This window comes from Achromobacter xylosoxidans A8 (genome assembly GCF_000165835.1).
GTDB classification, from domain to species: domain Bacteria; phylum Pseudomonadota; class Gammaproteobacteria; order Burkholderiales; family Burkholderiaceae_B; genus Achromobacter; species Achromobacter xylosoxidans_B.
Map to the genome: position 1 here is coordinate 3,826,079 of NC_014640.1, position 20,822 is coordinate 3,846,900.

Sequence of the window (20,822 nt, forward strand, 5' to 3'; positions counted from 1 at the left end):
GAGAACAAGCCATCGGCCCCGCCGGAGACGGCTGGGCCGATTCATTTGGAGAGGAACAACATGACCAAGGCCATGACCAAGGTATTGATCCTGGGCGCGAGCGGCCAGATTGCCCGCTGGGTCGTACAGATGCTGGGCGAGCGCAAGGATCTCGAACAGACTCTGCTTGTGCGCGACCCCAAGAAGCTCACCAGCGCGGAACCCGCCAACGCCAGAATAGCCATCGGCGATGTGATGGACAAGAAGCTGCTGCCCCAGCTTATGGAGGGACAGGATGTGGTCTATGCCAATCTGGCGGGTGACGTGGACAAACAGACTGCGCACATCCTGGCGGTGATGAGGTCCAAGGGCGTCAAGCGCCTGATCATCGTGAACTCGCTGGGCATCTATGACGAAGTGCCAGGCAAGTTCGGCGAATGGAACCGCCACGAGATCGGCCAGTACCTGCCGCCTTACCGCAAGTCAGCGGATCTGATCGAGGCGTCCGATACCGACTACACCATCTTGCGTGCTGCCTGGCTGCAGAACGAAGAGGAAGTGGACTACGAGATCACCGGGCGGGACGAGCCATTCAAGGGCACCGAAGTATCGCGCAAGAGCGTGGCAGCGTTGGTGACGGAACTGGTAGCGCACCCCGAGCGGCTGGTGCGCGCCAACGTGGGGGTGAACAAGCCCAATACCGCCGGCGACAAGCCAGCTTTCGCTTGATTCGAAGCTTCTCTACTCAGTTCCCGCCCCCTACGCCACCCAAGCCTTCAATCATCCCCTCCCGCCGACGCATTCCGAGCCTCAGCCAGCGCCACCGTCAAATGCATCACCTTCTTCTTAAGCTGATCCCGCTCATCCGTCAGCCGGGTCAGCAGTTCGCGCAGCCGCACCACCTCGGCCGGCAAATCCGCAATATTCTCAACAGGAATATCCGGCACAGCCTCCCGCGGCGGCGGCGCCTTGGCTTGGCGGACTTCCCGGGCAGCCTGCTGCAATTCCTTCCTGCCGCCAGCCACTGCCGCAGCCTGGCGCTCGGGCGGCAACGTCGCCACAGCCGCCGCAGCATTGATGGAGATAGCCCCATCCTTGACCGCCCGCACCAGTTCCGGCGCTGCAGCCTTCTGTATCTTCTCGATCTGCCCCAAGGTATTGCTGCTGATACGCGCAGCCCGAGCCAGAGCCTGGCGGCTCAGCGCCTGCGACACGACTGCGGCCGGCAACGGCGGCGGTTCGCCGGAGTCTTCGTCCCAAGGCGGATCGTCGGACGCGGGCGCCGAGGGGGTGCGCGCCTGCAGGATTTCCTTCTTGCGCAACGCCAGCACCCCACGCTGGAAGTCGGACACGCTACGCCGGCCCAGGTGGTTTTCGATCATCCATAGGTGCACGTCCTCGATGGACTTGAACGAGGTGTTCTGGCGGGTCTCGAAGGGGATGCCGTGCTGCATGCAGAGCGCATGGCGGTTGTGGCCGTCGACCAGCAGATCGCCCCATAGCACCAGGGCGTCCCGGCAGCCTTCGGCCAGCAGGCTGCGTTCCAGCGCTTCGCGCTCGTCGTCGGTCAAGGGGTCTATGTAGGCGCGCAGGCCCTCGTCTATCCTGATTTCCATGGTGTCCAAATACGGTTACGCCGAGGCCCGGCACGCAATACGAGCCATACGAGGCCCCTGGCATCTGCCCTAAACCAGCCCTTGATCTGTCCTAAGCCAGCCCCTGCCCCCGCAGCACGTCCTGGATTGCCGCCAGGCGCGCCACCGGATCGGTCATGGCGAGCAAGGCGGCCTTGTCGTCGGGCGGCAGCGGCAGCAGTTCGCACCAGCGATCGGCGACCCAGCCGCTGTCGTCGAGCCGGAACGGCGGGCCCAGGGGCATTCTTTCGGGGGACACCCCGTCTTGCTGCCATTGGGCGACCAGGCGTCCCAACGCGTCGGCGCTAGGCTGCATGGCCGCCGGCACGGGCGCGGGCGGGTCGTCGGGGATGGGCTCGGCCTGGCCCATCCAAAGGCCGTATTTTGCCACCTCGCTGGAAAGCAGCCGGAAGCGGCTGGTGCCGACGCAGCGCAGCTCCAGCAGGGCCGGCATGGGCGCGTCCCACGATTCGATGCGCGCCATCGTACCGACCGGCGCCAGCGTCTCCATGCCCTCCGGCGTGCGAACCTCCTGGCCCGACAGCAGGCCCACCACGCCGAACTCGCTGCCGTCCGCGATGCATCGTCGGATCATGTCCAGGTAGCGCACCTCGAAGATGCGCAAATGCAGCACGCCGGCGGGAAACAGCGCGTTGGATAGCGGAAACAGCGGAATCAGAGACATGGCGGCCTCCTATTTCACGATGAATGCCTCGTCGACAGGCACCTGCATGGCCGTGACCATGGCGTTGGTCTGCGCGGCCATGCCGATCACGCCCAGCAGTTCGGCATGCTGGCCGTCGGTCATGCCCTTGGCGCGGGCGGCGGCGGTGTGGGAGTGGATGCAGTAAGTGCAGCCGTTGGCGGTGGACACGGCGATGTAGATCATTTCACGCACCAGCGGCGAGAGTTCGCCGTCGGCCATCATGACCTGTTTGAGCTGGCCCCAGACCCGCTCCAGCTGCGGCGGATCGTTGGCCAGGGCGCGCCAGAAGTTGTTGATGAAATCCGACTTGCGCGTGGCGCGAATGTCTTCGAACACGGCCCAGGCTTGCGGGCTTTTGCGTACGTCTTCGTCGGACAGCAGTGTTACGGTGCTCATGCGGCGCTTCCCTGGAAACTAGTTCAATTCGATGAAAAGACATGTCACGCACTCGCCATATCGCGCGGCGCGGCCATGCCCTATGATGTAGCCCGGTTCGCGGCGCTCAGACGCTGCGGCCGTCGTACGGAATGCGGGGCCAGGCGTTCAGATCCACGTTTTCCAGGCAGCGCACGTTCACCGCCGCGGTCTCTTCGCCCTTGGCGCCTACGCCAAAGCCGAATGGCGCGCAGCCGCAATTGGCGCAGAAATGGTGTGAGATCACGTGCTTGTTGAACCGGTAGGTCGACAAGCCGCTGGCGGGCGTGGCAAGGCGCACGCTGGCGCGAGGCACGAACCACAGCAGATAGCCTTTACGGATGCAGTGCGAGCAATTGCATTCCAGGACCTGGGACGGTTCGCCGTCGACTTCAAATGCGATCTGTCCGCAATGGCAGCTTCCTTTCAGCATGGCCGGGCTCCTTGGTATGTGAGGGTCGGGCTTCCATCATAGAGCGGCGCCGCCCTCCTGGCACCGTCCGTTCACCACTCTGGAGAGATCATGCCCCAACTATCCGCCTACCTCAGCTTTGACGGCAATTGCGCCGAAGCCATGCAGTTCTACGAACGCGTGCTGGGCGGCCGGATGGAGGCCATGATCCGCTATGCGGACGCGCCGCCCGACGCCGCCATGCCGGTCCTGTCGGACGAAGACGCCGGGCGCATCATGCACGCACGCCTGGGCCTGGACGAGCAGACGCTGATGGGCAGCGATGCCACCGCCGGGCATCCTTACCCTGGCAAACAGGGCGTGGCCCTGTCCCTGGCCTATCCCACGGTCTCGGACGCGCAGCGCGTCTTCGAGCTGCTGGCCGATGGCGGCAGTATTACGATGCCGCTGCAGAAGACCTTCTGGGCCGAAGCCCATGGCTCGCTGATAGACCGCTACGGCACCCGCTGGATGGTCAGCGGCGGGCGCGTTTCCCACTAAGAAGCAAGACGGCGGATCGAGCCGCCATCCACGGAGCAACAACTGATGACGCATGGAATACACGGCAAGCAACGCTGGTGGGCGCTGATGGTGCTTTGCCTGGGCGTGTTGATGATTGTGCTGGACACCACCATCGTGAACGTCGCCCTGCCCTCTATTCGCGAAGACCTGCATTTCACCGAGACCTCGCTGGTCTGGGTGGTGAATGCCTACATGCTGACGTTCGGCGGCTTCCTGCTGCTGGGTGGGCGGCTGGGCGACCTGCTGGGCCACCGCCGCATGTTCCTGGCGGGCCTGGTGGTCTTCACCATCGCCTCGCTGGCCTGTGGCCTGGCGCAGAACCAGGCCCTGCTGATCGGCGCACGCGCCGCGCAGGGGTTGGGCGGCGCGGTGGTGTCGGCGGTGTCGCTGTCGCTCATCATGAATCTGTTCACCGAAACGGGCGAACGGGCGCGCGCCATGGGCGTGTACGGCTTTGTCTGTGCAGGCGGCGGCAGCATCGGGGTGCTGTTGGGCGGGCTGCTGACCAGCGCACTGTCCTGGCACTGGATCTTCCTGGTCAACCTGCCTATCGGCGTAGTGGTCTATGCGCTGTGCCTGCGGCTGATTCCGGCCGCCCGGCCCGCCGCCGCGGGTACCCGGCTGGACGTGGCCGGCGCGCTCAGCGTCACGGCCTCGCTCATGCTGGCGGTGTATGCCGTGGTCAATGGCAATGAAGCCGGCTGGACGTCGACGCAATCGCTGACCCTGCTGGGCGCGGCCGCCGCGCTGATGATCCTGTTCCTGACCATCGAGGCGCGGGTGGAATCGCCGCTGATGCCGCTGGGCCTGTTCCGCCTGCGCAACGTGGCCACCGCCAACGTCGTGGGCGTGCTGTGGGCTGCTGCCATGTTCGCGTGGTTCTTCGTGTCGGCGCTGTACATGCAGCTGGTGCTGGGCTATAGCCCTATGGAAGTGGGCCTGGCCTTCCTGCCGGCCAACCTCATCATGGCGGCGTTCTCGCTGGGCCTGTCGGCCAAGCTGGTGATGCGCTTCGGCATCCGCGCGCCGTTGGCCACGGGCCTGTTCATGGCAGCGTTGGGACTGGCGCTGTTTGCGCGCGCGCCGGTGGACGGCAGCTTCGCCGCGGACGTGCTGCCCGGCATGCTATTGCTGGGCCTGGGCGCGGGCGTGGCCTTCAATCCCATGCTGCTGGCCGCGATGAGCGATGTGGAGCCCAGCCAGTCGGGCCTGGCTTCGGGCGTGGTCAACACCGCTTTCATGATGGGTGGCGCATTGGGCCTGGCGGTGCTGGCCAGTCTGGCCGCGGCGCGCAGCGCGGGCCTGGCCGCCGCAGGCGCGGCGCCGAGCGTGGCGCTGAATGGCGGCTATCAGCTGACCTTTCTGGCGGGCGCGCTGATCGCGGGGCTGGCCGCGGTGCTGAGCGCGCTGCTGGTGCGCACACGCAACCATGAGTTGTCGGTCCAGGCCGGTACCACACACTGAACCCGGATTTTGCGGCACGCGGGCGGACAGGCATTGCCCTGCCCGCCCGCGCCGCCATTGCCGCTACTTGCGCGGCATCCAGTTTTCCGCCAGCTTCACGAAGGCGCTGGCGCCGATCGGCAGCAGCGCATCGTTGAAGTCGTAGCTGGTGTTGTGGACCAGGCACGGACCTTCACCGTGGCCAGGTTCGCGGTGGTCGCCTTCGCCGTTGCCGATGAAGCAATAGCTGCCGGGCACCTCTTCCAGCATGAAGGAAAAATCCTCGGCCGCCATGATGGGCGCCTGCACCAGCACGCGCTCCTGCCCCACCACCTGGGTCAGCGCGTTGCGCATGAAGGAGGTCTCGGCTTCGTGGTTGATGGTCGACGGATAGTGCCGCGTGAAAACGAATTCGCACTGCGCGCCGAACATGCCAGCCACGTGCTGCGCGACCTCGCCCATGCGGCGCTCGATCAGGTCCAGCGTTTCGCGGGTGTAGGCGCGCACCGTGCCGCGCAGTTCGCAGGTGTCGGGGATGACGTTGACGACCCCGCCCGCCTGCACTGTGGTTACCGAGATGACTGCCGTCTCCAGCGGTTTCTTGTTGCGGCTGATGATGGTCTGGAAGGCCTCGATCATCTGGGCCGCCGCGGGTATGGGATCGATGGCCAGGTGCGGCATGGCCGCGTGGCCGCCCTTGCCGCGTATGGTCACGTGGAATTCGCTGTTGGACGCCAGCACCGGCCCCGCGGACGAGGCGAAGCAGCCGACCGGGATGCCCGGCATGTTGTGCATGCCGAACACGGCTTCCATGGGAAATTTCTCGAACAGGCCGTCGCGCATCATCTCGCGCGCGCCGCCGCCGCGCTCTTCGGCCGGCTGGAAGATCAGGTAGACCGTGCCGTCGAAGTTGCGATGGCGCGCCAGATGCTGGGCGGCGCCCAGCAACATGGCGGTGTGGCCGTCGTGGCCGCAGGCGTGCATCACGCCGGGATGCTTGCTGGCGTGGCTGAACTGGTTGACCTCGTGCATGGGCAGCGCGTCCATGTCGGCGCGCAGGCCCAGGGTGCGGCCGGAGTCGCCATTGCGGATCACGCCCACCAGGCCGGTCTTGCCGAAGCCCCGATGCACCGGGATGTCCCAGCTTTCCAGCAGCTGGGCCACCAGGTCGGAGGTGCGGTTCTCTTCGAACGCCAGTTCCGGATGCGCATGGATGTCCCTGCGGATGTCGCGGATGGACGGGGAGTTTTCAACAATCTCTTCGATCAGGTTCATAAGCTGCTGCGGGCTCCGCAAGCGGAGCCCGGAATTAGAGGGCTGTTACGCACTGACGCGAGCCTTGCGCAGGCCCTCGGGTTGGAAAGGGGGAATTCAATCGGGCTTGATGCCCAGCTTGCGCAGCACGGGACCGGAAGTATCCCGCTCTGCAGCAACCCGCTGGGCAAAGGCCGCCGCCGCCAGATGGTACGGCAGCGAGCCGTGGCTGGCGTACATCTGCTTGAGCGCGCCGTCCTGCTGCGCGCGGCCGATTTCTTCGTTGAGCCGCTGCACGATGGCGTCCGGCGTGCCGGCGCGCGCGGCCACGCCCAGCCACACCGCGCCCTCGAAGCCCGTGAAATGGCTGGCGGCCAGCGTCGGCGCCTTGCCGAAAGCCGCATCGGGCACGGTTTCGCTCATGGCCAGCACGCGCAAGCGTCCTTCCTTGACCATGGGCTCCACCAGGGCGGTGCCGGCGAAATAGATTTCCGTGTCGCCCGCCAGCACGGAGTTCAGCGCGCCGGTGCCGGTCTTGAACGGCACGTGCATGATGTCGACGCCGGCCTGTTCACGCAGCATCTCGAACAGCACATGGGGCGGGCTGCCGTTACCCGAGGACGCGTAATTCAGCCGGCCAGGCTTCTGGCGCGCCAGCGCCAGCAACTGGTCCAGGGACTTGGCCTGCAGCTTGTCATTGACCGTGAGCGCCATGGGGATGACCGCCAGCGGGCTGACCGGCTGCAGGTCGCGCGCCGGATCGTAGGTCAGGGCCGGAAAAATGTAGGGGTTCCACACCAGGTGGGCGTTGGTGACCAGGGCCAGCGTGTGGCCGTCGGCCGGCGCGGATTTCAGCTGCTGCATCGCCAGCATGCCGCCTGCGCCGGGCTTGTTTTCAACCACCACAGGCTGGCCCAGGGCGTGGTGCAGGCGCTCGGCCAGGGGCCGGGCGAACAGGTCCGGCAAGCTGCCGGGACCGCCGTTGACCAGGATCGTCACGGGCCGGGCGGGCCAGTTCTCGGCGCTGGCCCAGGGGCTTGCGGCAAGCGCCGCGAACGCGGCCACGCAGGCCGCCATGCGGCGCAACATCGGTCTCCGCGCGGGCGTTTTGGACGGATTGCGGGTGCGCAGCCGGGCCTGCCGGACGTCGTGTAGCCGTATCACTCTGCTTGTCTCCTGGTTGCGCCTGCCGCCGGCTTCATGCCGGTCGTCGTCTCGACGCTTTTTTCTACGATAAGCAGCATAAATCTCGGCGTCAATAATTTTTATCGAGATTTTTTTATCACAGTGATAAAGTAGCCCCCATGTCAGAAGGCGCCACCCTCCCTCCGCTTGCCCATTCCGCCTCGGCCAACACCCTGGTCGGCGCGGCCTATGTCAACCTGCGCCGCGACATCATCCAGGGCGTGCACCCGCCAGGATCGCGCTTGCGGGTCGAACACCTGAAGGACGATTACGGCGTGGGCGCGGGCACGCTGCGCGAAGCGCTGGCGCTGCTGGTGTCGGATGCACTGGTCATCGCGCAAGGCCAGCGCGGCTTTCACGTCACGCCGATTTCGCTGGAAGACTTCCGCGACATCACCGAGAACCGGGTGCTGCTGGAAACCCAGGCCTTGCGGCAGTCCATCGCCCTGGGCGACGACGACTGGGAAAGCGCCGTGCTCGCCGCCTTCCACCGCCTGAGCAAGGCCGAACAGCGCCTGGCCGCTGACCCCGACACCCGATTCGAGGAATGGGAACAGCGCAATCGCGAATTCCACCGCGAACTGATCCGCGCCTGTCCCTCGCGCTGGCTGCATCATTTCCTGGGCATCCTGTACCAGCAGGCCGAGCGCTACCGCCGCCTGACCGTCACGCGCAAGCCCATCGCCCGTAACCTGGACGACGAACACAAGGGCATTCTGGACGCCACGCTGGCCCGCGATGCCGACCGCGCCTGTGACCTGCTGGCTGCTCATATCCGGCTTACCTACGACGCGGTGGCGCGCTTGCCGCCGGACCTGTTCAATCCTCAAGCCTGAACCGCGGCCCGCCCGCGAAGCGCGCGGTCAAGCCGCGCCGGCGCGATGCTGCGCCAGCACCTCGTGCATGGATCTTGCCGCGCGTTCCAGTACGGGCACCGCGCGCAGCAGATCATCGAGCATGACCCGGGCGGTCGGTGCATGGCAGGCCACCGCCGCCACCACCCGGTCGTCCGCATCGCGCACCGGCACGGCCACGGCGCTCATGCCGCGCACGAACTCCTCGTTGTCGATGCCTATGCCGCGCGCGGCCAGCCGCTCAAGCTCTTCTTCCAATCGGGCCGGGTCCGTCAGCGTGCGCGGCGTGTTGCGCGTGAGCGGCAGGCGCGCCAGCACCCGCCCGCGCTCCAACCGATTCATGGACGCCAGGAACAGCTTGCCGCTGGCGGTGCAATGCATGGGCACATGGCTGCCCACCGCGAAGAACAGACGTAGCGGCTCCTCCGTTTCCACCCGCTCCATGTAGATCACGCGATCGCCGTCAGGCGCCGTCAAGTTGCAGGTTTCGCCCAAGGTGCCGACAAGCTGTGCCAACACGGCGCGGCAGGCGCGCGAGAAGGCAGATGCGCGCAAGGTGGCGAGCGCCAGCGTGGCGGCCTGCGGCCCGGGCACGAAGCCGTTCTCGGTGGGCGTGGCGGCGACATAGCCGGCGCGCTGCATGGCCGCCAGCAGGCGCATCAAGGTGGTCTTGGGCATATCCAGCCGCTGCGCCAGTTGCGCCAGGGTGGGCGGATGCTGGGCTCGCGCCAGGTGGTCCAGCACCACCAGCGCGCGCAGCGAACGCGCGGCTTCCTGTTGGGTCGCGGCGTCGTCGGCCTGCTGCGCCGATGCTGCACCGCGATTTTGAAACTGAATCTGCATATTCTGTTCCACTTTTCCGCCCCTGCGCCTGTTGTGCTTTGTTCTGCGCGCGTGCTTCCTAGAATCGCCACAAATGACGGAGCACCCAAGCCCCGGCATCGATCCAGTATATAAGTGCGCCCCACAACGACAAGCAGGGTAAACGCGCCGTAGGCCAGGCGCAGCGCCCGGCTGCAGGGAGAGCTTGCGGACATGTCCGATACCGTGGATTACATCGTGGTTGGCGCCGGCTCGGCCGGATGCGTGATGGCCAACCGGCTGAGCGCCAGCGGCACGCATAGCGTCTGCCTGCTGGAAGCCGGCCCCAAGGACAGCAACCCGTGGATACACATCCCCATCGGCTACGGCAAGACCATGTTCCACAAGGTCCTGAACTGGGGCTACTACACCGACCCCGACCCCGGCATGCTGGACCGGCGCATCTATTGGCCGCGCGGCCGCACGCTGGGCGGCTCCAGCTCCATCAACGGTTTGATCTACATCCGCGGCCAGCGGCGCGACTACGACGCCTGGGCCGCCGCCGGCAATCCCGGCTGGAGCTGGGACGAATGCCTGCCCTACTTCCGCAAGCTGGAAAACAATGACCTGGGTCCTGGCCCCACGCGCGGCACCGAAGGCATGCTCAACGCCACCTCGATCAAAACGGCGCATCCGCTGGTGGAAGCGCTGATCGGCGCCGCGCAAAAGCTGGGCCTGCCGCATGTGCAGGACTTCAATACCGGCGACCAGGAAGGCGTGGGCTACTACCAGCTCACCACGCGCAACGGCCGCCGCTGCTCCACCGCCGTCGCCTACCTGCGCCCAGCGCAGGGCCGCAGCAATCTGCGCGTGGAGACCGACGCCCACGCCATGGCCGTGCTGTTCGAAGGCAAGCGAGCCTGCGGCGTGCGCTACCGGCGCAACGGCCAGGTGCACACCGTGCGCGCCCGCCGCGAAGTCGTGCTGTGCGCGGGCGCCCTGCAGTCGCCGCAGCTGTTGCAGTTGTCCGGCGTCGGCCCCGCAGCCCTGCTGCGCCAGTTCGGCATCGGCGTGGTGCGCGACCTGCCAGGCGTGGGCGAGAACCTGCAGGACCACTTGCAGATCCGTCTGATCTACGAAACCACCCGCCCCATCACCACCAACGACCAGTTGCGCAGCCTGACTGGCCGCGCCCGCATGGGGCTGGAATGGCTGCTGTTCCGCGGCGGCCCGCTGGCCGTGGGCATCAATCAGGGCGGCGTGTTCTGCCGGGTCGATCCGGCCAGCCGCACGCCCGACACGCAGTTCCATTTCGCCACGCTGTCCGCCGACATGGCGGGCGGCAAGGTGCATCCGTTCTCAGGCTGCACCTATTCGGTGTGCCAGCTGCGGCCCACGTCGCGCGGCCGGGTCCAGCTGCGCAGCGCGGACCCCTTCGAGGCGCCGTCCATGCAGCCGAACTACCTGTCCACCGAACTGGACCGCCACATGGCCGTGGCCGCGGTGAAGTATGCGCGCAGACTCGCCGCCACCGAGCCGCTGGCCGGCCTGATGAAGCGCGAGTTCCGCCCCGGGCCGGAGGTGCGCACGGACGACGAGATCCTGCACTTCTGCCGCGAATACGGCGCCACGATCTTCCATCCGTCCGGCACCGCCAAGATGGGACCGTCCAGCGACCCCATGGCCGTGGTGGACGAGCGCCTGCGCGTGCATGGCGTGGCGGGACTGCGCGTGGTGGACTGCTCGATCATGCCCACGCTGGTGTCAGGTAACACCAACGTGCCCGTGGTGATGCTGGCCGAACGCGCGGCCGATTTCATGTTGCAGGACCTCAGGCAAGCACAGCCGCAGGCGCTGCGCGTCGCCGCCTGAATCGGAGATGACGGACCCCGGATAGCAGAACCCCCAAGGCGCAGGACAACGCAGATTGCCCGACCGCCCCACCAAAGGAGACTAGACATGGCCAAGCAAAACGAAGCCGCGGTGCGCAAAGTCGTCGCCGCGTCGCTGATCGGCGCCACCATCGAGTGGTACGACTTTTTCCTGTACGGCGTCGTCGCGGGCATCGTGTTCAACAAGCTGTACTTCCCCACCGGCGACCCGACGATCTCGACCATGCTGGCCTATACCACCTTCGCCGTGGGCTTTATCACCCGGCCGCTGGGCGGGCTGATCTTCGGCCACTTCGGCGACCGCATCGGCAGGAAGAGCATGCTGGTGATGACGCTGATGATCATGGGCATCGCCACCTTTCTGATCGGCCTGGTGCCGACCTACGACAGCATCGGCATCTGGGCGCCCATCCTGCTGCTTCTGCTGCGCGTGTTCCAGGGCATCGGGCTGGGCGGCGAATGGGGCGGCGCGGTGCTGATGGCCTATGAATACGCCCCGCCCGGCAAGAAAGGCTTCTACGCCTCGCTGCCGCAGATCGGACTGGCGATCGGACTGTGCCTGGCCTCTGGCACGGTGGCGCTGCTATCCACCCTGCTGACCGACGAGCAGTTCATGGCCTGGGGCTGGCGCATCGCCTTCCTGGCCTCGGCCGCGATGGTGCTGGTGGGCATGTACATCCGCCTGAACATCAAAGAGACGCCGGAATTCGCGGCGGTCAAGGCCAACAACGCCGAAAGCCGCATTCCCTTCTTCGACATGCTCAAGCGCTATCCGGGCAATGTCTTCAAGGGCATGGGCGCGCGCTACATCGACGGCGTGTTCTTCAACGTGTTCGGCGTGTTCTCGATCTCGTACCTGACGCAGACCGTACAGATCACGCGCACCGAAGCGCTGATCGGCGTGATGGCCGCGGCCCTGGTGATGTGCTTCTTCATCCCCTTCTTCGGCCGCCTGTCCGACCGCATTGGACGCACCCGGGTCTACTTCTGGGGCTCGCTCATCACTGCTGCAGCGTCCTTCCCCGGCTTCTGGCTGATGCTCAACAGCCAGGGCAGCGTGATGCTGATCTGGCTGGCCATCATCATTCCGTTCGGCATCCTGTACGCCGCCGTGTACGGGCCGGAAGCGGCGCTGTTCTGCGAGCTGTTCGACGCCAAGGTGCGCTACACGGGGATTTCCTTTGTCTATCAGTTCTCCGGCATCTTCGCCTCGGGCATCACGCCCATCATCGCGACCGCGCTGTTGAAGACGGGCGGCGGCCAGCCTTGGCTGATCTGCCTGTACGTGCTGTTCGCGGGGGTGGTGTCGGCGGTGTGCGCCATGCTGATCGGACGCGGCGCGCAGCCGGCGGAACTGGAGGCGGCGGCAAATGCCATGCCCCGCGGGGGATTGGGCAAGGCTTGAACGTGAAAGCGCCGGCCGCACGGGCCGGCGCTTTCTGCCTGAGGTTTATTGCTTCAGGCGGTTGCCACCGGACGGCCGTAGAACGGATAATTGGGATCGTTGTAGCCGTGGGTCGACGCGTGGCCCGGCGTGACCCAGTCATTGACGACGGCCTCGTCCTCGGCCGTAATCTTCACATCCAGGGCCGCGTAGTAGTCCTCCATCTGCGCCAGCGTGCGCGGACCGGCGATGACGGCGGTGATGATGGGATTGGCCAGCACCCAGGCGGTAGCGAAATGCCCCGCCTGCGTGCCACGGGCGGCGGCATGCGCCACCAGCTTTTGCGCGATTTCCAGGGACTCTTCGCGGAACTCAGTGGCCAGGATGCGGCGGTCGCCGCGTCCGGCGCGGCTGTCGGCCGCGGGCGCCTGGCCCGGCAGGTACTTGCCGGTGAGCACGCCGCGCGCGATCGGGCTGTAGGGCACGACGCCCAGGCCGTAGTGCTTGCAGGCGGGCAGGATCTCGACTTCGGGGCCGCGGTTGAGCATGTTGTAGTAAGGCTGGCACACCACGGGTTGCGGCACGCCGAGCTTTTCGCACAGGCGCATCACTTCGGCGATGCGCCAGCCGCGGAAGTTGGACAGGCCAAAGCTGCGCAGCTTGCCGGCGCGGATCAGGTCGCCCAGGGCCCACAGGGCCTCTTCGAGGTTTTCCTCGTGGTAGTCGCGGTGCAGGTAGAGGATGTCCATGAAATCGGTGCCCAGGCGCGTGAGGCTGTCCTCCACGCCGCGGATGAGCCACTGGCGCGAATAATGGGCCTGGTTCGGGCCTTCACCGACGGCGTTGCCGATCTTGCTGGCGAGCACCCAGTCGTGGCGCTGGCCTTTCAGGAGCTTGCCGACCACTTCTTCGGAGCGGCCGCCGTTGTAGACGTCTGCGGTGTCGATGAAGTTCAAGCCATGGTCACGCGCGGACGCGACGATGCGGGCGGCTTCGTCGTCGGGGGTTTGCTCGCCGAACATCATGGTGCCCAGGCAGAGCGGAGAGACGCGGAGATTGCTGCGGCCGAGGCGGCGGTAGTTCATGGTTGGCTTCCTCTCATTCACGGAAATGGATTAGACGCGAGCATGCAACGGTAAGCCCGCGCCCGTCAAATTTGCACCTAAGGCATTGTTGGTTGGATTGTTGATGATCGGTTTTGTAAGGCCGCGGTTCTTGAACCGCCGGCGTCCGGACTGCGGGATTCCGATGCTCGCCCCGGTGGGGCTGCGCTTCGGATCCCTCCGTCCGGCCACCGGCTCACGCCATCTGCCCATGAACAGGGGTCCAAAACCAAGGCATTGGGCAACTGTCAGCCGAGGACCCCGGAGCCATCCGAAGCGCAGCCCCGCCGGGGCGAGCATCGGAATGGCGCAGGGCAGCCTCGGCGGCTAAAGAACCCTGACATCGGCAAGCTCGAAGCCCCTCCCCATATCCCGAACACCAAAAGCCAAGCCAAAACTCCCTACACGCCAGCGTCCACCGCCGCCAGGATCTTCCCGAACAAAGCATCCGCATGGGCCGAATCCAGCCAGCGCACGATCACCACCATCTGCCGTTCCGGCTCCACCCAGGTAAACGAGCTACCCGCCCCCACGCCAAAGAAGCTGGAAGCCGGCACGCTCGGGAACACGCGGCCTTCATGATTCAGCCAGATCAAATAGCCGTAATACGGCGCGATCGCGCATGGCGTGCGCATATCCCGGATCCACTCGCTGGACAGGATGCGGCGGCCGTTGGCCATACCGTCGTTCAGCAGCATCTGGCCGATCAGCGCCTGGTCGCGGGCGCTGATGGACATGCCGCCGCCCCAGTGCGAGCCGCCCGGCACGGAGGGCATGCGCTGGCCGTCGATCTCGACCCAGGCGTTGTCGTAGCCCACCCATTGCCAGTTTTCGCTGGCGCCGATGGGCCGCGTGACGGCTTCGCGGAAGACTTCGGGCAAGGGTTTGCGGAACAGGTGCAGCAGCGCATACGACAGCTGGTTGATGCGCACGTCGTTGTATTCCCAGTACGTGCCGGGACGCTGCAAGGGCCGGGCCTCGCCCTTCTTGCCGTCCGGCGGCACGCCGAAGGTAACGGCGCGGTAGCGGTCGGCCTGGTCGGATACGCCGAAGCGTTCGCCTTCCCATTCGCTGGTCTGCTGCAGCAGGTGACGCCAGGTGATGTCGGCGTTCTGCCCTTCGTCGAAACCAATGCCACGCACGCGCTTGCCCACAGGTTCGTCCACGTCCGGCAACAGACCGCGGTCGTGGGCCACGCCGGCCAGGATTGCCAGATAGAGCTTGGCCACGCTGAACGTCAAGTCGGCGCGCTCGGGTTCGCCCCAGGACGCGATGGTCTCGCCGCGCACGGTGACCACGCCGGACACGGGGCCGCGGTCGTGGATCGGGCCCAGCAGGCGGTTCCAGGGCGGCGGATCGTTCAGGTGCACGCCGAAGTTGCCCTTGACGCTGCGGTCCCAGGCGGATTCGTGGTCGTTGGCGAACTGGATCGCCTGCTGCATGAGTGTGTTCATTGTTTCCCTCGTTATGTGTGTATCTCAGGCCGGGGCGCTTGCCCGCCCCCCGGCCAGGAATTCCATTGCCGCCTGCACGCCGCCGGGCCGATGCGGCACGCCTGCCGCGGCCAGGCCCATTTCCACGCCGGCCAAGGTGCCGCACAGCGTCAGGTCGTTGAAGTGACCCAGGTGGCCGATGCGGAACACGCGGTCGGTCAGCTTGCCCAGGCCCTGCCCCAGCGACATGTCGAAGCGTTCCAGCACCACTTTGCGGAAGGCGTCGGCGCTGTGGCCTTGCGGCATGATCGCCGCAGTCAGGGCCGGGCTGTGCGCGGCCGGGTCCAGGCTCAGCAGTTCCAGCCCCCAGCCGGCCAGGGCCAGGCGCGTGGCCTGGGCGTGGCGCTGGTGGCGCGCGAAGACTTGCGACAGGCCTTCTTCGCGCAGCATGGCCAGGGCCTCGTGCAGGCCGTAGAGCAAATTGGTCGAAGGCGTGTACGGAAAGTAGCCGCGGGCGTTGGCCGCGAGCATTTCGCGCCAGTCCCAGTACGAACGCGGCAGCCGTGCCTGGTCGGCCGCGGCCAGGGCGCGTGCGCTGACGGCGTTGAAGGCCAGACCCGGCGGCAGCATCAGGCCCTTTTGCGAACCGGCCACGGTCACGTCCACGCCCCATTCGTCGTGGCGGTAGTCGATGGAGCCCAGCGACGAGATCGTGTCCACCATCAGCAGCGCCGGATGCGCGGCGCCGTCAATCGCGGCGCGCACGGCTGCAATGTCGCTCGTCACGCCGGTAGAGGTTTCGTTATGCACCACGCACACGGCCTTGATCTCACGTTCCTTGTCTTCGGCCAGGCGGGCGGCGATGGCCGCCGCGTCCACCGGGTGGCGCCAGTCGCCTTCCAGGAAATCCACTTCCAGTCCCAGCCGCCCCGCCAGCTTGCGCCACAGGCTGGCGAAATGGCCCGTCTCGACCATCAGCACGCGGTCGCCGGGCGACAGGGTATTGACCAGCGCGGCCTCCCAGGCGCCGGTGCCGGACGACGGGAAGATCACCACCGGCGACTGTGTCTGGAACACCTGCTTGATGCCTTCCAGCACCGCCAGGCCCAACGCGCCGAACTCCGGTCCGCGATGGTCGATGGTGGGCTGGTCGATGGCGCGCAGCACGCGGTCGGGTACGTTGGTCGGCCCCGGAATCTGCAGGAAATGCCGGCCGGACGGATGACTGTTCAGGGTAAGCATGCGTAGTCCCAAAGTGGAATATTTTTGTATACCAACAAAAGGCGCCAAGCAAACAAGCAAGGGTTGCCCGGCATGCGGACTTGCGGCATGCGTCACTCTATCCCATTGTTTTTACGTTAATAACCTAGGGTATACACCCATCGGGCGATACGGAAGTACAGGTTTATAGTTTCGCAAAACACGGGGAATTTTTGTATACCAATGAGCAGCGTTTCCAGCCTGATGCCTGATTCCGGCGCCGCCAGCGTGGCTGCCGAAACCGCGCCGCCGACTGCGGCCCGCGGCGCGGGCAACGGCCGCACGCTGCCGGCTACGGTGGCCGGGCAATTGCGCGAACGCATCATCCAGGGTGAATTCCCGCCCGGCACGCGGCTGAACGAGCGCACCCTTTGCGACCTGCTGGGCGTGTCCCGCACGCCCTTGCGCGAAGCCTTTCGCGTGCTGGCCGCCGAAGGGCTGGTGCAAATCGAACCGAACCGCGGCGCGCAGGTGGTGGCGCTGTCGGAGGCGAACATCCGCGAAGCCTTCGAGGTCATAGGCGGGCTGGAAGCCATGTCCTGCCGGCTGGCCTGCGAACGGGCCACGGACACCGAGATCGCCGAGATCCGCGCGCTGACCTACGAAATGATGGCCAGCCACGCGCGCCACGACCTGCCGACCTACTTCCAGACCAATCGCGCGATCCACGAACGCATCAGCCTGGCCGCGCACAACAGCCTGCTCAAGCAGCTGTACGACGCCCAGAATGCGCGCATTCAGAACCTGCGATTCGTTTCGAACGAGAACCGCCAGAAATGGGATCTGGCGATGCGCGAGCACATCGAGATGGCCGAGGCCCTGGACGCGCGCGACGCCGACCGGCTGGCCGGCATCATGCGCCAGCACTTGCAGCGCAAGTGCGAGGCGGCGTTGAAGACCCTGGCCCAACCGCCCGCGGCAGTGGCCGATTCGGGCTGACGCCCCCTCTTGCGCAAGCAGGACAGCGGGCCGAGCCGCCCGCATGAATAGAAGATGTCAGATACGCAGTACGTGCAGTGACTTCCACAGGAGCCTCACCATGACTGATTTCCGCATCACCCCCGCAGCATCCGCGCCGACCCGACGCAGCCCCATCCCCCTCAAGGCCCTGACCGCCGCCCTGCTGGCCTGCGCCACGCTGGCGGCCCAGCCGGCGCTGGCCGGCAAGAAGGACGACACGCTGCGCATGGCCTACGACCAGGCGCCCGAGAGCGTGGACCCCTACTACAACAACGTGCGGATCGGCGTCATCATCGCCGCCAACGTCTGGGACACCCTGCTCTACCGCGACCCGGTCACCAACGAGTACAAGGGGCAGCTCGCCAAGAGCTGGAAGCAGGTCGACGACAAGACCATGGAATTCGAACTGCGCCAAGGCGTCAAATTCCATAACGGCGAGGAGTTCGACGCGGACTCGGTGGTGTACACGCTGAACTACGTGGCGGACCCGAAGAACAAGGCCGTGACGCAGCAGAACGTGGCCTGGATCGACAGGGTCGAGAAGATCGACAAGTACAAGGTGCGCCTGATCACCAAGGAGCCCTTCCCTGGCGCCAAGGAATACCTGTCCACCACCGCCGCCATCCATCCGGCCAAGTACTACCAGGAAGTCGGCCCCAAGGGCATGAACGCCAAGCCGGTGGGCTCGGGGCCCTACAAGGTGGTGGACTACCAGCCGGGCAAGTCCATCACGCTGGAACGCAATGCCGACTACTTCAAGGATTCGCCCAAGGCTCAGCCCAAGATCGGCAAGGTGGTGATCCGCTTCATCCCCGACCGCCAGACGCAGATGGCCGAAGTCATCTCGGGCGGCGAGGACCTGATCATGAGCGTGCCCAAGGACCAGGCCGAACAGCTGGGCGGCATGCCCTCGCTGCAGATGGTCACCGGCAACACCATGCGCATCGTGTTCATGCAGATGAACATCCAGGAAGGCACGCCGGCACCGCAGCTGAAAGACGAACGCGTGCGCCGCGCCATCATCCACGCGATCGACCGCGAGTCCATGCTGAAGAACATCGTGGGCGAAGGCGGCGGCCTCATCAACACCATCTGCACGCCTTCGCAGACGGGCTGCACGCAGGAAGGCGCGCCGGTCTACAAGTACGACCCGGCCCAGGCCAAGAAGCTGCTGGCCGAGGCCGGCTACCCCAACGGCTTCGACATCGACCTGGTGGCCTACCGCGAGCGCAACCAGACCGAAGCCATCATCAACTACCTGCAGGCGGTGGGCATCCGCGCCAAGCTCAACTTCCTGCAGTACGCCGCCATGCGCGACATGATCCGCGCCAACAAGGCCTCGCTCACGCACCAGACCTGGGGCTCCAACCTGGTCAACGACGTGTCCGCGTCCACGCCGGTGTACTTCGCCTTCGGCAACGACGACGTCACTCGCGACCCGCAGGTGCGCGACCTGCTCACCAAGGGCGACCGCACCATCGACAGCCCCGCGCGCAACGCCGCCTACAAGCAGGCGCTGGACCTGATCGCGCAGAAGGCCTACGCGGTGCCGCTGTGGACCTTGCCTGCCTACTACGTGGCCACCAAGGACGTGAACTTCAAGCCCTATTCGGACGAACTGGTGCGCTTCTGGGACATGAGCTGGAAGTAAGGCGCGGCCCCGCGCCGGCCCTGCATCGCGCCGGGCCGGCGTGAGTCCAACGAAGAGGAAGCCCTATGCTGTATTTCACGATCAGGCGCCTGGGCCTGGCGGTGCTGGTGGCGCTGACGGTCTCGATCCTGGCGTTCCTGCTGCTGCACCTGTCCGGCGACCCGGCGCTGGCCCTGGCCGGCGAAGGCGCGCGCCAGGCCGACATCGACATGATCCGCAAGACCTACGGCCTGGACCGGCCGCTGGCGGTGCAGTACGCGGACTGGCTCTGGCACATCCTGCAGGGCGACTTCGGCACCTCGGTGTATTTCAAGACCGAGGCCGGGCCGCTGATCCTCTCCAAGCTCAAGACCACGCTGCTGCTGGGCATGGGCGCGCTGGCCTTCGCGCTCTTGATCTCGATTCCGCTGGGCGTGCTGGCCGCGCTGTACAAGGGCAGCCTGATCGACCGCATCTGCCTGGCGGTCGCCGTGCTGGGGCAGGCGCTGCCCAACTTCTTCTTCGCGCTGATCCTGATCATGCTGTTCTCGATCTCGCTGCGCATCCTGCCGGTGTCGGGCAGCGGCAGCTGGCAGCATTTCGTCATGCCGGCGATCGCACTGGGCTACTACGTCGCGCCCGCCTTCATGCGCCTGATACGCGCCGGCATGATCGAGGTCCTGGCCGCCGACTACATCCGCACCGCCCGCGCCAAGGGCCTGCCGGCGCGCAAGATCGTCTTCAAGCACGCGCTGCGCAACGCCATCGTGCCGGTGGTGGCGCTGGCCGCGGTGCAGCTGGGCTACCTGCTGGGCGGCTCGGTCGTCATCGAAACCATCTTCGCGCTGGACGGCCTGGGCTACCTGGCTTACCAGAGCATCACCTACAAGGACTATCCCGTGATGCAGCTGATCGTGCTGCTGCTGTCGGTGCTCTACGTGCTGCTGACCCTGGCGGCCGATATCGCCAACGCGTGGCTCGACCCGCGCATCCGGGTGTCCTGACATGAATACGCCTACCCTGACCCCGTCCGCTCCCGGCGTCCAGCCCCCGCTGGAACTGTCGGCGTCCGCCCTGCGCTGGCGGCGGCTGCGCCGCAACAAGGCGCTGCTGGCCGGCGGCGGCATCCTGCTCGTCATCGTGCTGATCGCGCTGTTGGCGCCCTGGATCTCGCCGCATGATCCTTATTTCCAGGACCTGGCCTACCGCACGGCGCCGCCGGTCTGGTATGCCAAGGGCACCTGGCTGCATCCGCTGGGCACCGACCAGCTCGGCCGCGACTATATGTCGCGCCTGTTCTACGGCGCCCGCATCTCGCTCTTGATCGGCATCAGCGTGGCGCTGATCTCGGGCCTGATCGGCACAGCCATGGGCATGGCGGCCGGCTACTTCGGCGGCAAGGTCGACATGGCGGTGTCGTTCCTCATCACCACCCGTCTGTCCATGCCCGTCATCCTGGTGGCGCTGGCTACGGTGGCCATCGTCGGTGGTTCGCTCTGGGTGGTGATCCTGGTGCTGGGGCTGCTCAAGTGGGACCGCTACGCGGTGGTGATGCGCAGCGCCACGCAGCAGGTGCGATCGCTGGAGTACGTAGCGGCGGCGCAAGCCGCGGGCGCCTCTACCTGGCGCATCGTCTGGGGCGAAGTGCTGCCCAACGTGGTGCCGCAGCTGATCGTGATCGCCACGCTGGAAGCCGCCAGCGCCATCCTGCTGGAAGCGTCGCTGTCCTTCCTGGGCCTGGGCGTGCAGCCGCCGCTGCCGTCCTGGGGCTTGATGATCTCGGAGGCCAAGGCCTATATGTTCTTCTCGTTCTGGCTGATTGCCATCCCCGGATCGGCGCTGGCCTTGCTGATCTTCGCGATCAACCTGGCCGGCGACGGGCTGCATCAACTCCTGACGCCTGAAGAGAGGGGCTGA

Annotated in this window: 20 protein-coding genes; 10 read left to right on the forward strand and 10 right to left on the reverse strand. The window is 66.2% G+C overall.

The window, feature by feature from the left end; genetic code table 11:
- Positions 1-60 precede the first annotated feature (60 nt).
- The gene (locus AXYL_RS17655; protein WP_013394194.1) at positions 61-708 is read left to right on the forward strand and encodes an SDR family oxidoreductase; all 648 of its coding nucleotides are present in this window, start codon (positions 61-63) and stop codon (positions 706-708) included.
- A 47-nt stretch (positions 709-755) separates the two neighbouring features.
- Here the strand turns inward: AXYL_RS17655 and AXYL_RS17660 are convergent, their stop codons facing one another.
- The 4 genes from AXYL_RS17660 to AXYL_RS17675 form a co-directional block, all read right to left on the reverse strand.
- On the reverse strand, positions 756-1,595 hold the full coding sequence (locus tag AXYL_RS17660) for a hypothetical protein (RefSeq protein ID WP_013394195.1): 840 nt from the start codon (positions 1,593-1,595) through the stop codon (positions 756-758).
- Positions 1,596-1,686: 91 nt separating this feature from the next.
- Entirely contained in the window at positions 1,687-2,298 is a 612-nt protein-coding gene (locus tag AXYL_RS17665; RefSeq protein ID WP_013394196.1) for an LON peptidase substrate-binding domain-containing protein, read from the reverse strand.
- A gap of 9 nt (positions 2,299-2,307) precedes the next feature.
- Positions 2,308-2,715 carry a carboxymuconolactone decarboxylase family protein gene (locus AXYL_RS17670; RefSeq protein ID WP_013394197.1) on the reverse strand — a complete coding sequence of 136 codons (408 nt, stop codon included), beginning with the start codon at positions 2,713-2,715 and terminating at the stop codon, positions 2,308-2,310.
- Between the two features lie 106 nt (positions 2,716-2,821).
- Positions 2,822-3,166 (reverse strand): GFA family protein, encoded by a 345-nt coding sequence (locus AXYL_RS17675; protein WP_013394198.1) that lies wholly within the window; start codon positions 3,164-3,166, stop codon positions 2,822-2,824.
- A 90-nt stretch (positions 3,167-3,256) separates the two neighbouring features.
- Between AXYL_RS17675 and AXYL_RS17680 the strand changes: the two genes are divergently transcribed.
- Positions 3,257-3,685, forward strand: a complete 429-nt coding sequence (locus AXYL_RS17680) for a VOC family protein (protein ID WP_013394199.1) — start codon at positions 3,257-3,259, stop codon at positions 3,683-3,685.
- 45 nt (positions 3,686-3,730) lie between these two features.
- Positions 3,731-5,170: an MFS transporter gene (locus AXYL_RS17685; RefSeq protein WP_013394200.1), complete on the forward strand. Its 1,440-nt coding sequence runs from the start codon at positions 3,731-3,733 to the stop codon at positions 5,168-5,170.
- 63 nt (positions 5,171-5,233) lie between these two features.
- On the opposite strand, the gene AXYL_RS17690 is transcribed toward AXYL_RS17685, so the two are convergent.
- Both AXYL_RS17690 and AXYL_RS17695 read right to left on the reverse strand, forming a co-directional pair.
- The gene (locus AXYL_RS17690; RefSeq protein ID WP_013394201.1) at positions 5,234-6,424 is read right to left on the reverse strand and encodes a M20 aminoacylase family protein; all 1,191 of its coding nucleotides are present in this window, start codon (positions 6,422-6,424) and stop codon (positions 5,234-5,236) included.
- Positions 6,425-6,520: 96 nt separating this feature from the next.
- Positions 6,521-7,492, reverse strand: a complete 972-nt coding sequence (locus tag AXYL_RS17695; protein ID WP_013394202.1) for a Bug family tripartite tricarboxylate transporter substrate binding protein — start codon at positions 7,490-7,492, stop codon at positions 6,521-6,523.
- 215 nt (positions 7,493-7,707) lie between these two features.
- Here AXYL_RS17695 and AXYL_RS17700 point away from each other — a divergent pair, with 215 nt between their 5' ends.
- The gene (locus tag AXYL_RS17700; RefSeq protein ID WP_013394203.1) at positions 7,708-8,424 is read left to right on the forward strand and encodes a GntR family transcriptional regulator; all 717 of its coding nucleotides are present in this window, start codon (positions 7,708-7,710) and stop codon (positions 8,422-8,424) included.
- A gap of 27 nt (positions 8,425-8,451) precedes the next feature.
- Here the strand turns inward: AXYL_RS17700 and AXYL_RS17705 are convergent, their stop codons facing one another.
- Complete coding sequence (locus AXYL_RS17705; RefSeq protein ID WP_041653882.1) at positions 8,452-9,297, reverse strand: IclR family transcriptional regulator; 846 nt, start codon at positions 9,295-9,297, stop codon at positions 8,452-8,454.
- A 180-nt stretch (positions 9,298-9,477) separates the two neighbouring features.
- On the opposite strand from AXYL_RS17705, the gene AXYL_RS17710 reads away from it, so the two are divergent.
- Positions 9,478-11,115, forward strand: a complete 1,638-nt coding sequence (locus AXYL_RS17710) for a GMC family oxidoreductase (RefSeq protein ID WP_013394205.1) — start codon at positions 9,478-9,480, stop codon at positions 11,113-11,115.
- Positions 11,116-11,202: 87 nt separating this feature from the next.
- Positions 11,203-12,540 (forward strand): MFS transporter, encoded by a 1,338-nt coding sequence (locus AXYL_RS17715; RefSeq protein ID WP_013394206.1) that lies wholly within the window; start codon positions 11,203-11,205, stop codon positions 12,538-12,540.
- A gap of 53 nt (positions 12,541-12,593) precedes the next feature.
- On the opposite strand, the gene AXYL_RS17720 is transcribed toward AXYL_RS17715, so the two are convergent.
- The 3 genes from AXYL_RS17720 to AXYL_RS17730 form a co-directional block, all read right to left on the reverse strand.
- Positions 12,594-13,604 (reverse strand): aldo/keto reductase, encoded by a 1,011-nt coding sequence (locus AXYL_RS17720; RefSeq protein ID WP_013394207.1) that lies wholly within the window; start codon positions 13,602-13,604, stop codon positions 12,594-12,596.
- A 419-nt stretch (positions 13,605-14,023) separates the two neighbouring features.
- Positions 14,024-15,076 carry a serine hydrolase domain-containing protein gene (locus AXYL_RS17725; protein WP_013394208.1) on the reverse strand — a complete coding sequence of 351 codons (1,053 nt, stop codon included), beginning with the start codon at positions 15,074-15,076 and terminating at the stop codon, positions 14,024-14,026.
- A 24-nt stretch (positions 15,077-15,100) separates the two neighbouring features.
- Positions 15,101-16,297: a pyridoxal-phosphate-dependent aminotransferase family protein gene (locus AXYL_RS17730; RefSeq protein WP_013394209.1), complete on the reverse strand. Its 1,197-nt coding sequence runs from the start codon at positions 16,295-16,297 to the stop codon at positions 15,101-15,103.
- Positions 16,298-16,519: 222 nt separating this feature from the next.
- On the opposite strand from AXYL_RS17730, the gene AXYL_RS17735 reads away from it, so the two are divergent.
- The 4 genes from AXYL_RS17735 (at position 16,520) to AXYL_RS17750 (ending at position 20,822) form a co-directional block, all read left to right on the forward strand.
- Complete coding sequence (locus AXYL_RS17735) at positions 16,520-17,254, forward strand: GntR family transcriptional regulator (protein ID WP_413772874.1); 735 nt, start codon at positions 16,520-16,522, stop codon at positions 17,252-17,254.
- Positions 17,255-17,354: 100 nt separating this feature from the next.
- Positions 17,355-18,926 carry an ABC transporter substrate-binding protein gene (locus tag AXYL_RS17740; protein ID WP_013394211.1) on the forward strand — a complete coding sequence of 524 codons (1,572 nt, stop codon included), beginning with the start codon at positions 17,355-17,357 and terminating at the stop codon, positions 18,924-18,926.
- 65 nt (positions 18,927-18,991) lie between these two features.
- A complete protein-coding gene (locus AXYL_RS17745) occupies positions 18,992-19,909 on the forward strand; it encodes an ABC transporter permease (RefSeq protein WP_013394212.1) in 918 nt (305 codons plus the stop codon).
- A 1-nt stretch (position 19,910) separates the two neighbouring features.
- Positions 19,911-20,822 carry an ABC transporter permease gene (locus tag AXYL_RS17750; RefSeq protein ID WP_013394213.1) on the forward strand — a complete coding sequence of 304 codons (912 nt, stop codon included), beginning with the start codon at positions 19,911-19,913 and terminating at the stop codon, positions 20,820-20,822.

Coding starts and splice junctions, on each gene's coding strand:
- AXYL_RS17655 (WP_013394194.1), top strand. CDS start 61: ATGACCAAGGCCATGACCAAGGTATTGATCCTGGGCGCGAGCGGCCAG.
- AXYL_RS17660 (WP_013394195.1), bottom strand. CDS start 1,595: ATGGAAATCAGGATAGACGAGGGCCTGCGCGCCTACATAGACCCCTTG.
- AXYL_RS17665 (WP_013394196.1), bottom strand. CDS start 2,298: ATGTCTCTGATTCCGCTGTTTCCGCTATCCAACGCGCTGTTTCCCGCC.
- AXYL_RS17670 (WP_013394197.1), bottom strand. CDS start 2,715: ATGAGCACCGTAACACTGCTGTCCGACGAAGACGTACGCAAAAGCCCG.
- AXYL_RS17675 (WP_013394198.1), bottom strand. CDS start 3,166: ATGCTGAAAGGAAGCTGCCATTGCGGACAGATCGCATTTGAAGTCGAC.
- AXYL_RS17680 (WP_013394199.1), top strand. CDS start 3,257: ATGCCCCAACTATCCGCCTACCTCAGCTTTGACGGCAATTGCGCCGAA.
- AXYL_RS17685 (WP_013394200.1), top strand. CDS start 3,731: ATGACGCATGGAATACACGGCAAGCAACGCTGGTGGGCGCTGATGGTG.
- AXYL_RS17690 (WP_013394201.1), bottom strand. CDS start 6,424: ATGAACCTGATCGAAGAGATTGTTGAAAACTCCCCGTCCATCCGCGAC.
- AXYL_RS17695 (WP_013394202.1), bottom strand. CDS start 7,492: ATGTTGCGCCGCATGGCGGCCTGCGTGGCCGCGTTCGCGGCGCTTGCC.
- AXYL_RS17700 (WP_013394203.1), top strand. CDS start 7,708: ATGTCAGAAGGCGCCACCCTCCCTCCGCTTGCCCATTCCGCCTCGGCC.
- AXYL_RS17710 (WP_013394205.1), top strand. CDS start 9,478: ATGTCCGATACCGTGGATTACATCGTGGTTGGCGCCGGCTCGGCCGGA.
- AXYL_RS17715 (WP_013394206.1), top strand. CDS start 11,203: ATGGCCAAGCAAAACGAAGCCGCGGTGCGCAAAGTCGTCGCCGCGTCG.
- AXYL_RS17720 (WP_013394207.1), bottom strand. CDS start 13,604: ATGAACTACCGCCGCCTCGGCCGCAGCAATCTCCGCGTCTCTCCGCTC.
- AXYL_RS17725 (WP_013394208.1), bottom strand. CDS start 15,076: ATGAACACACTCATGCAGCAGGCGATCCAGTTCGCCAACGACCACGAA.
- AXYL_RS17730 (WP_013394209.1), bottom strand. CDS start 16,297: ATGCTTACCCTGAACAGTCATCCGTCCGGCCGGCATTTCCTGCAGATT.
- AXYL_RS17735 (WP_413772874.1), top strand. CDS start 16,520: ATGCCTGATTCCGGCGCCGCCAGCGTGGCTGCCGAAACCGCGCCGCCG.
- AXYL_RS17740 (WP_013394211.1), top strand. CDS start 17,355: ATGACTGATTTCCGCATCACCCCCGCAGCATCCGCGCCGACCCGACGC.
- AXYL_RS17745 (WP_013394212.1), top strand. CDS start 18,992: ATGCTGTATTTCACGATCAGGCGCCTGGGCCTGGCGGTGCTGGTGGCG.
- AXYL_RS17750 (WP_013394213.1), top strand. CDS start 19,911: ATGAATACGCCTACCCTGACCCCGTCCGCTCCCGGCGTCCAGCCCCCG.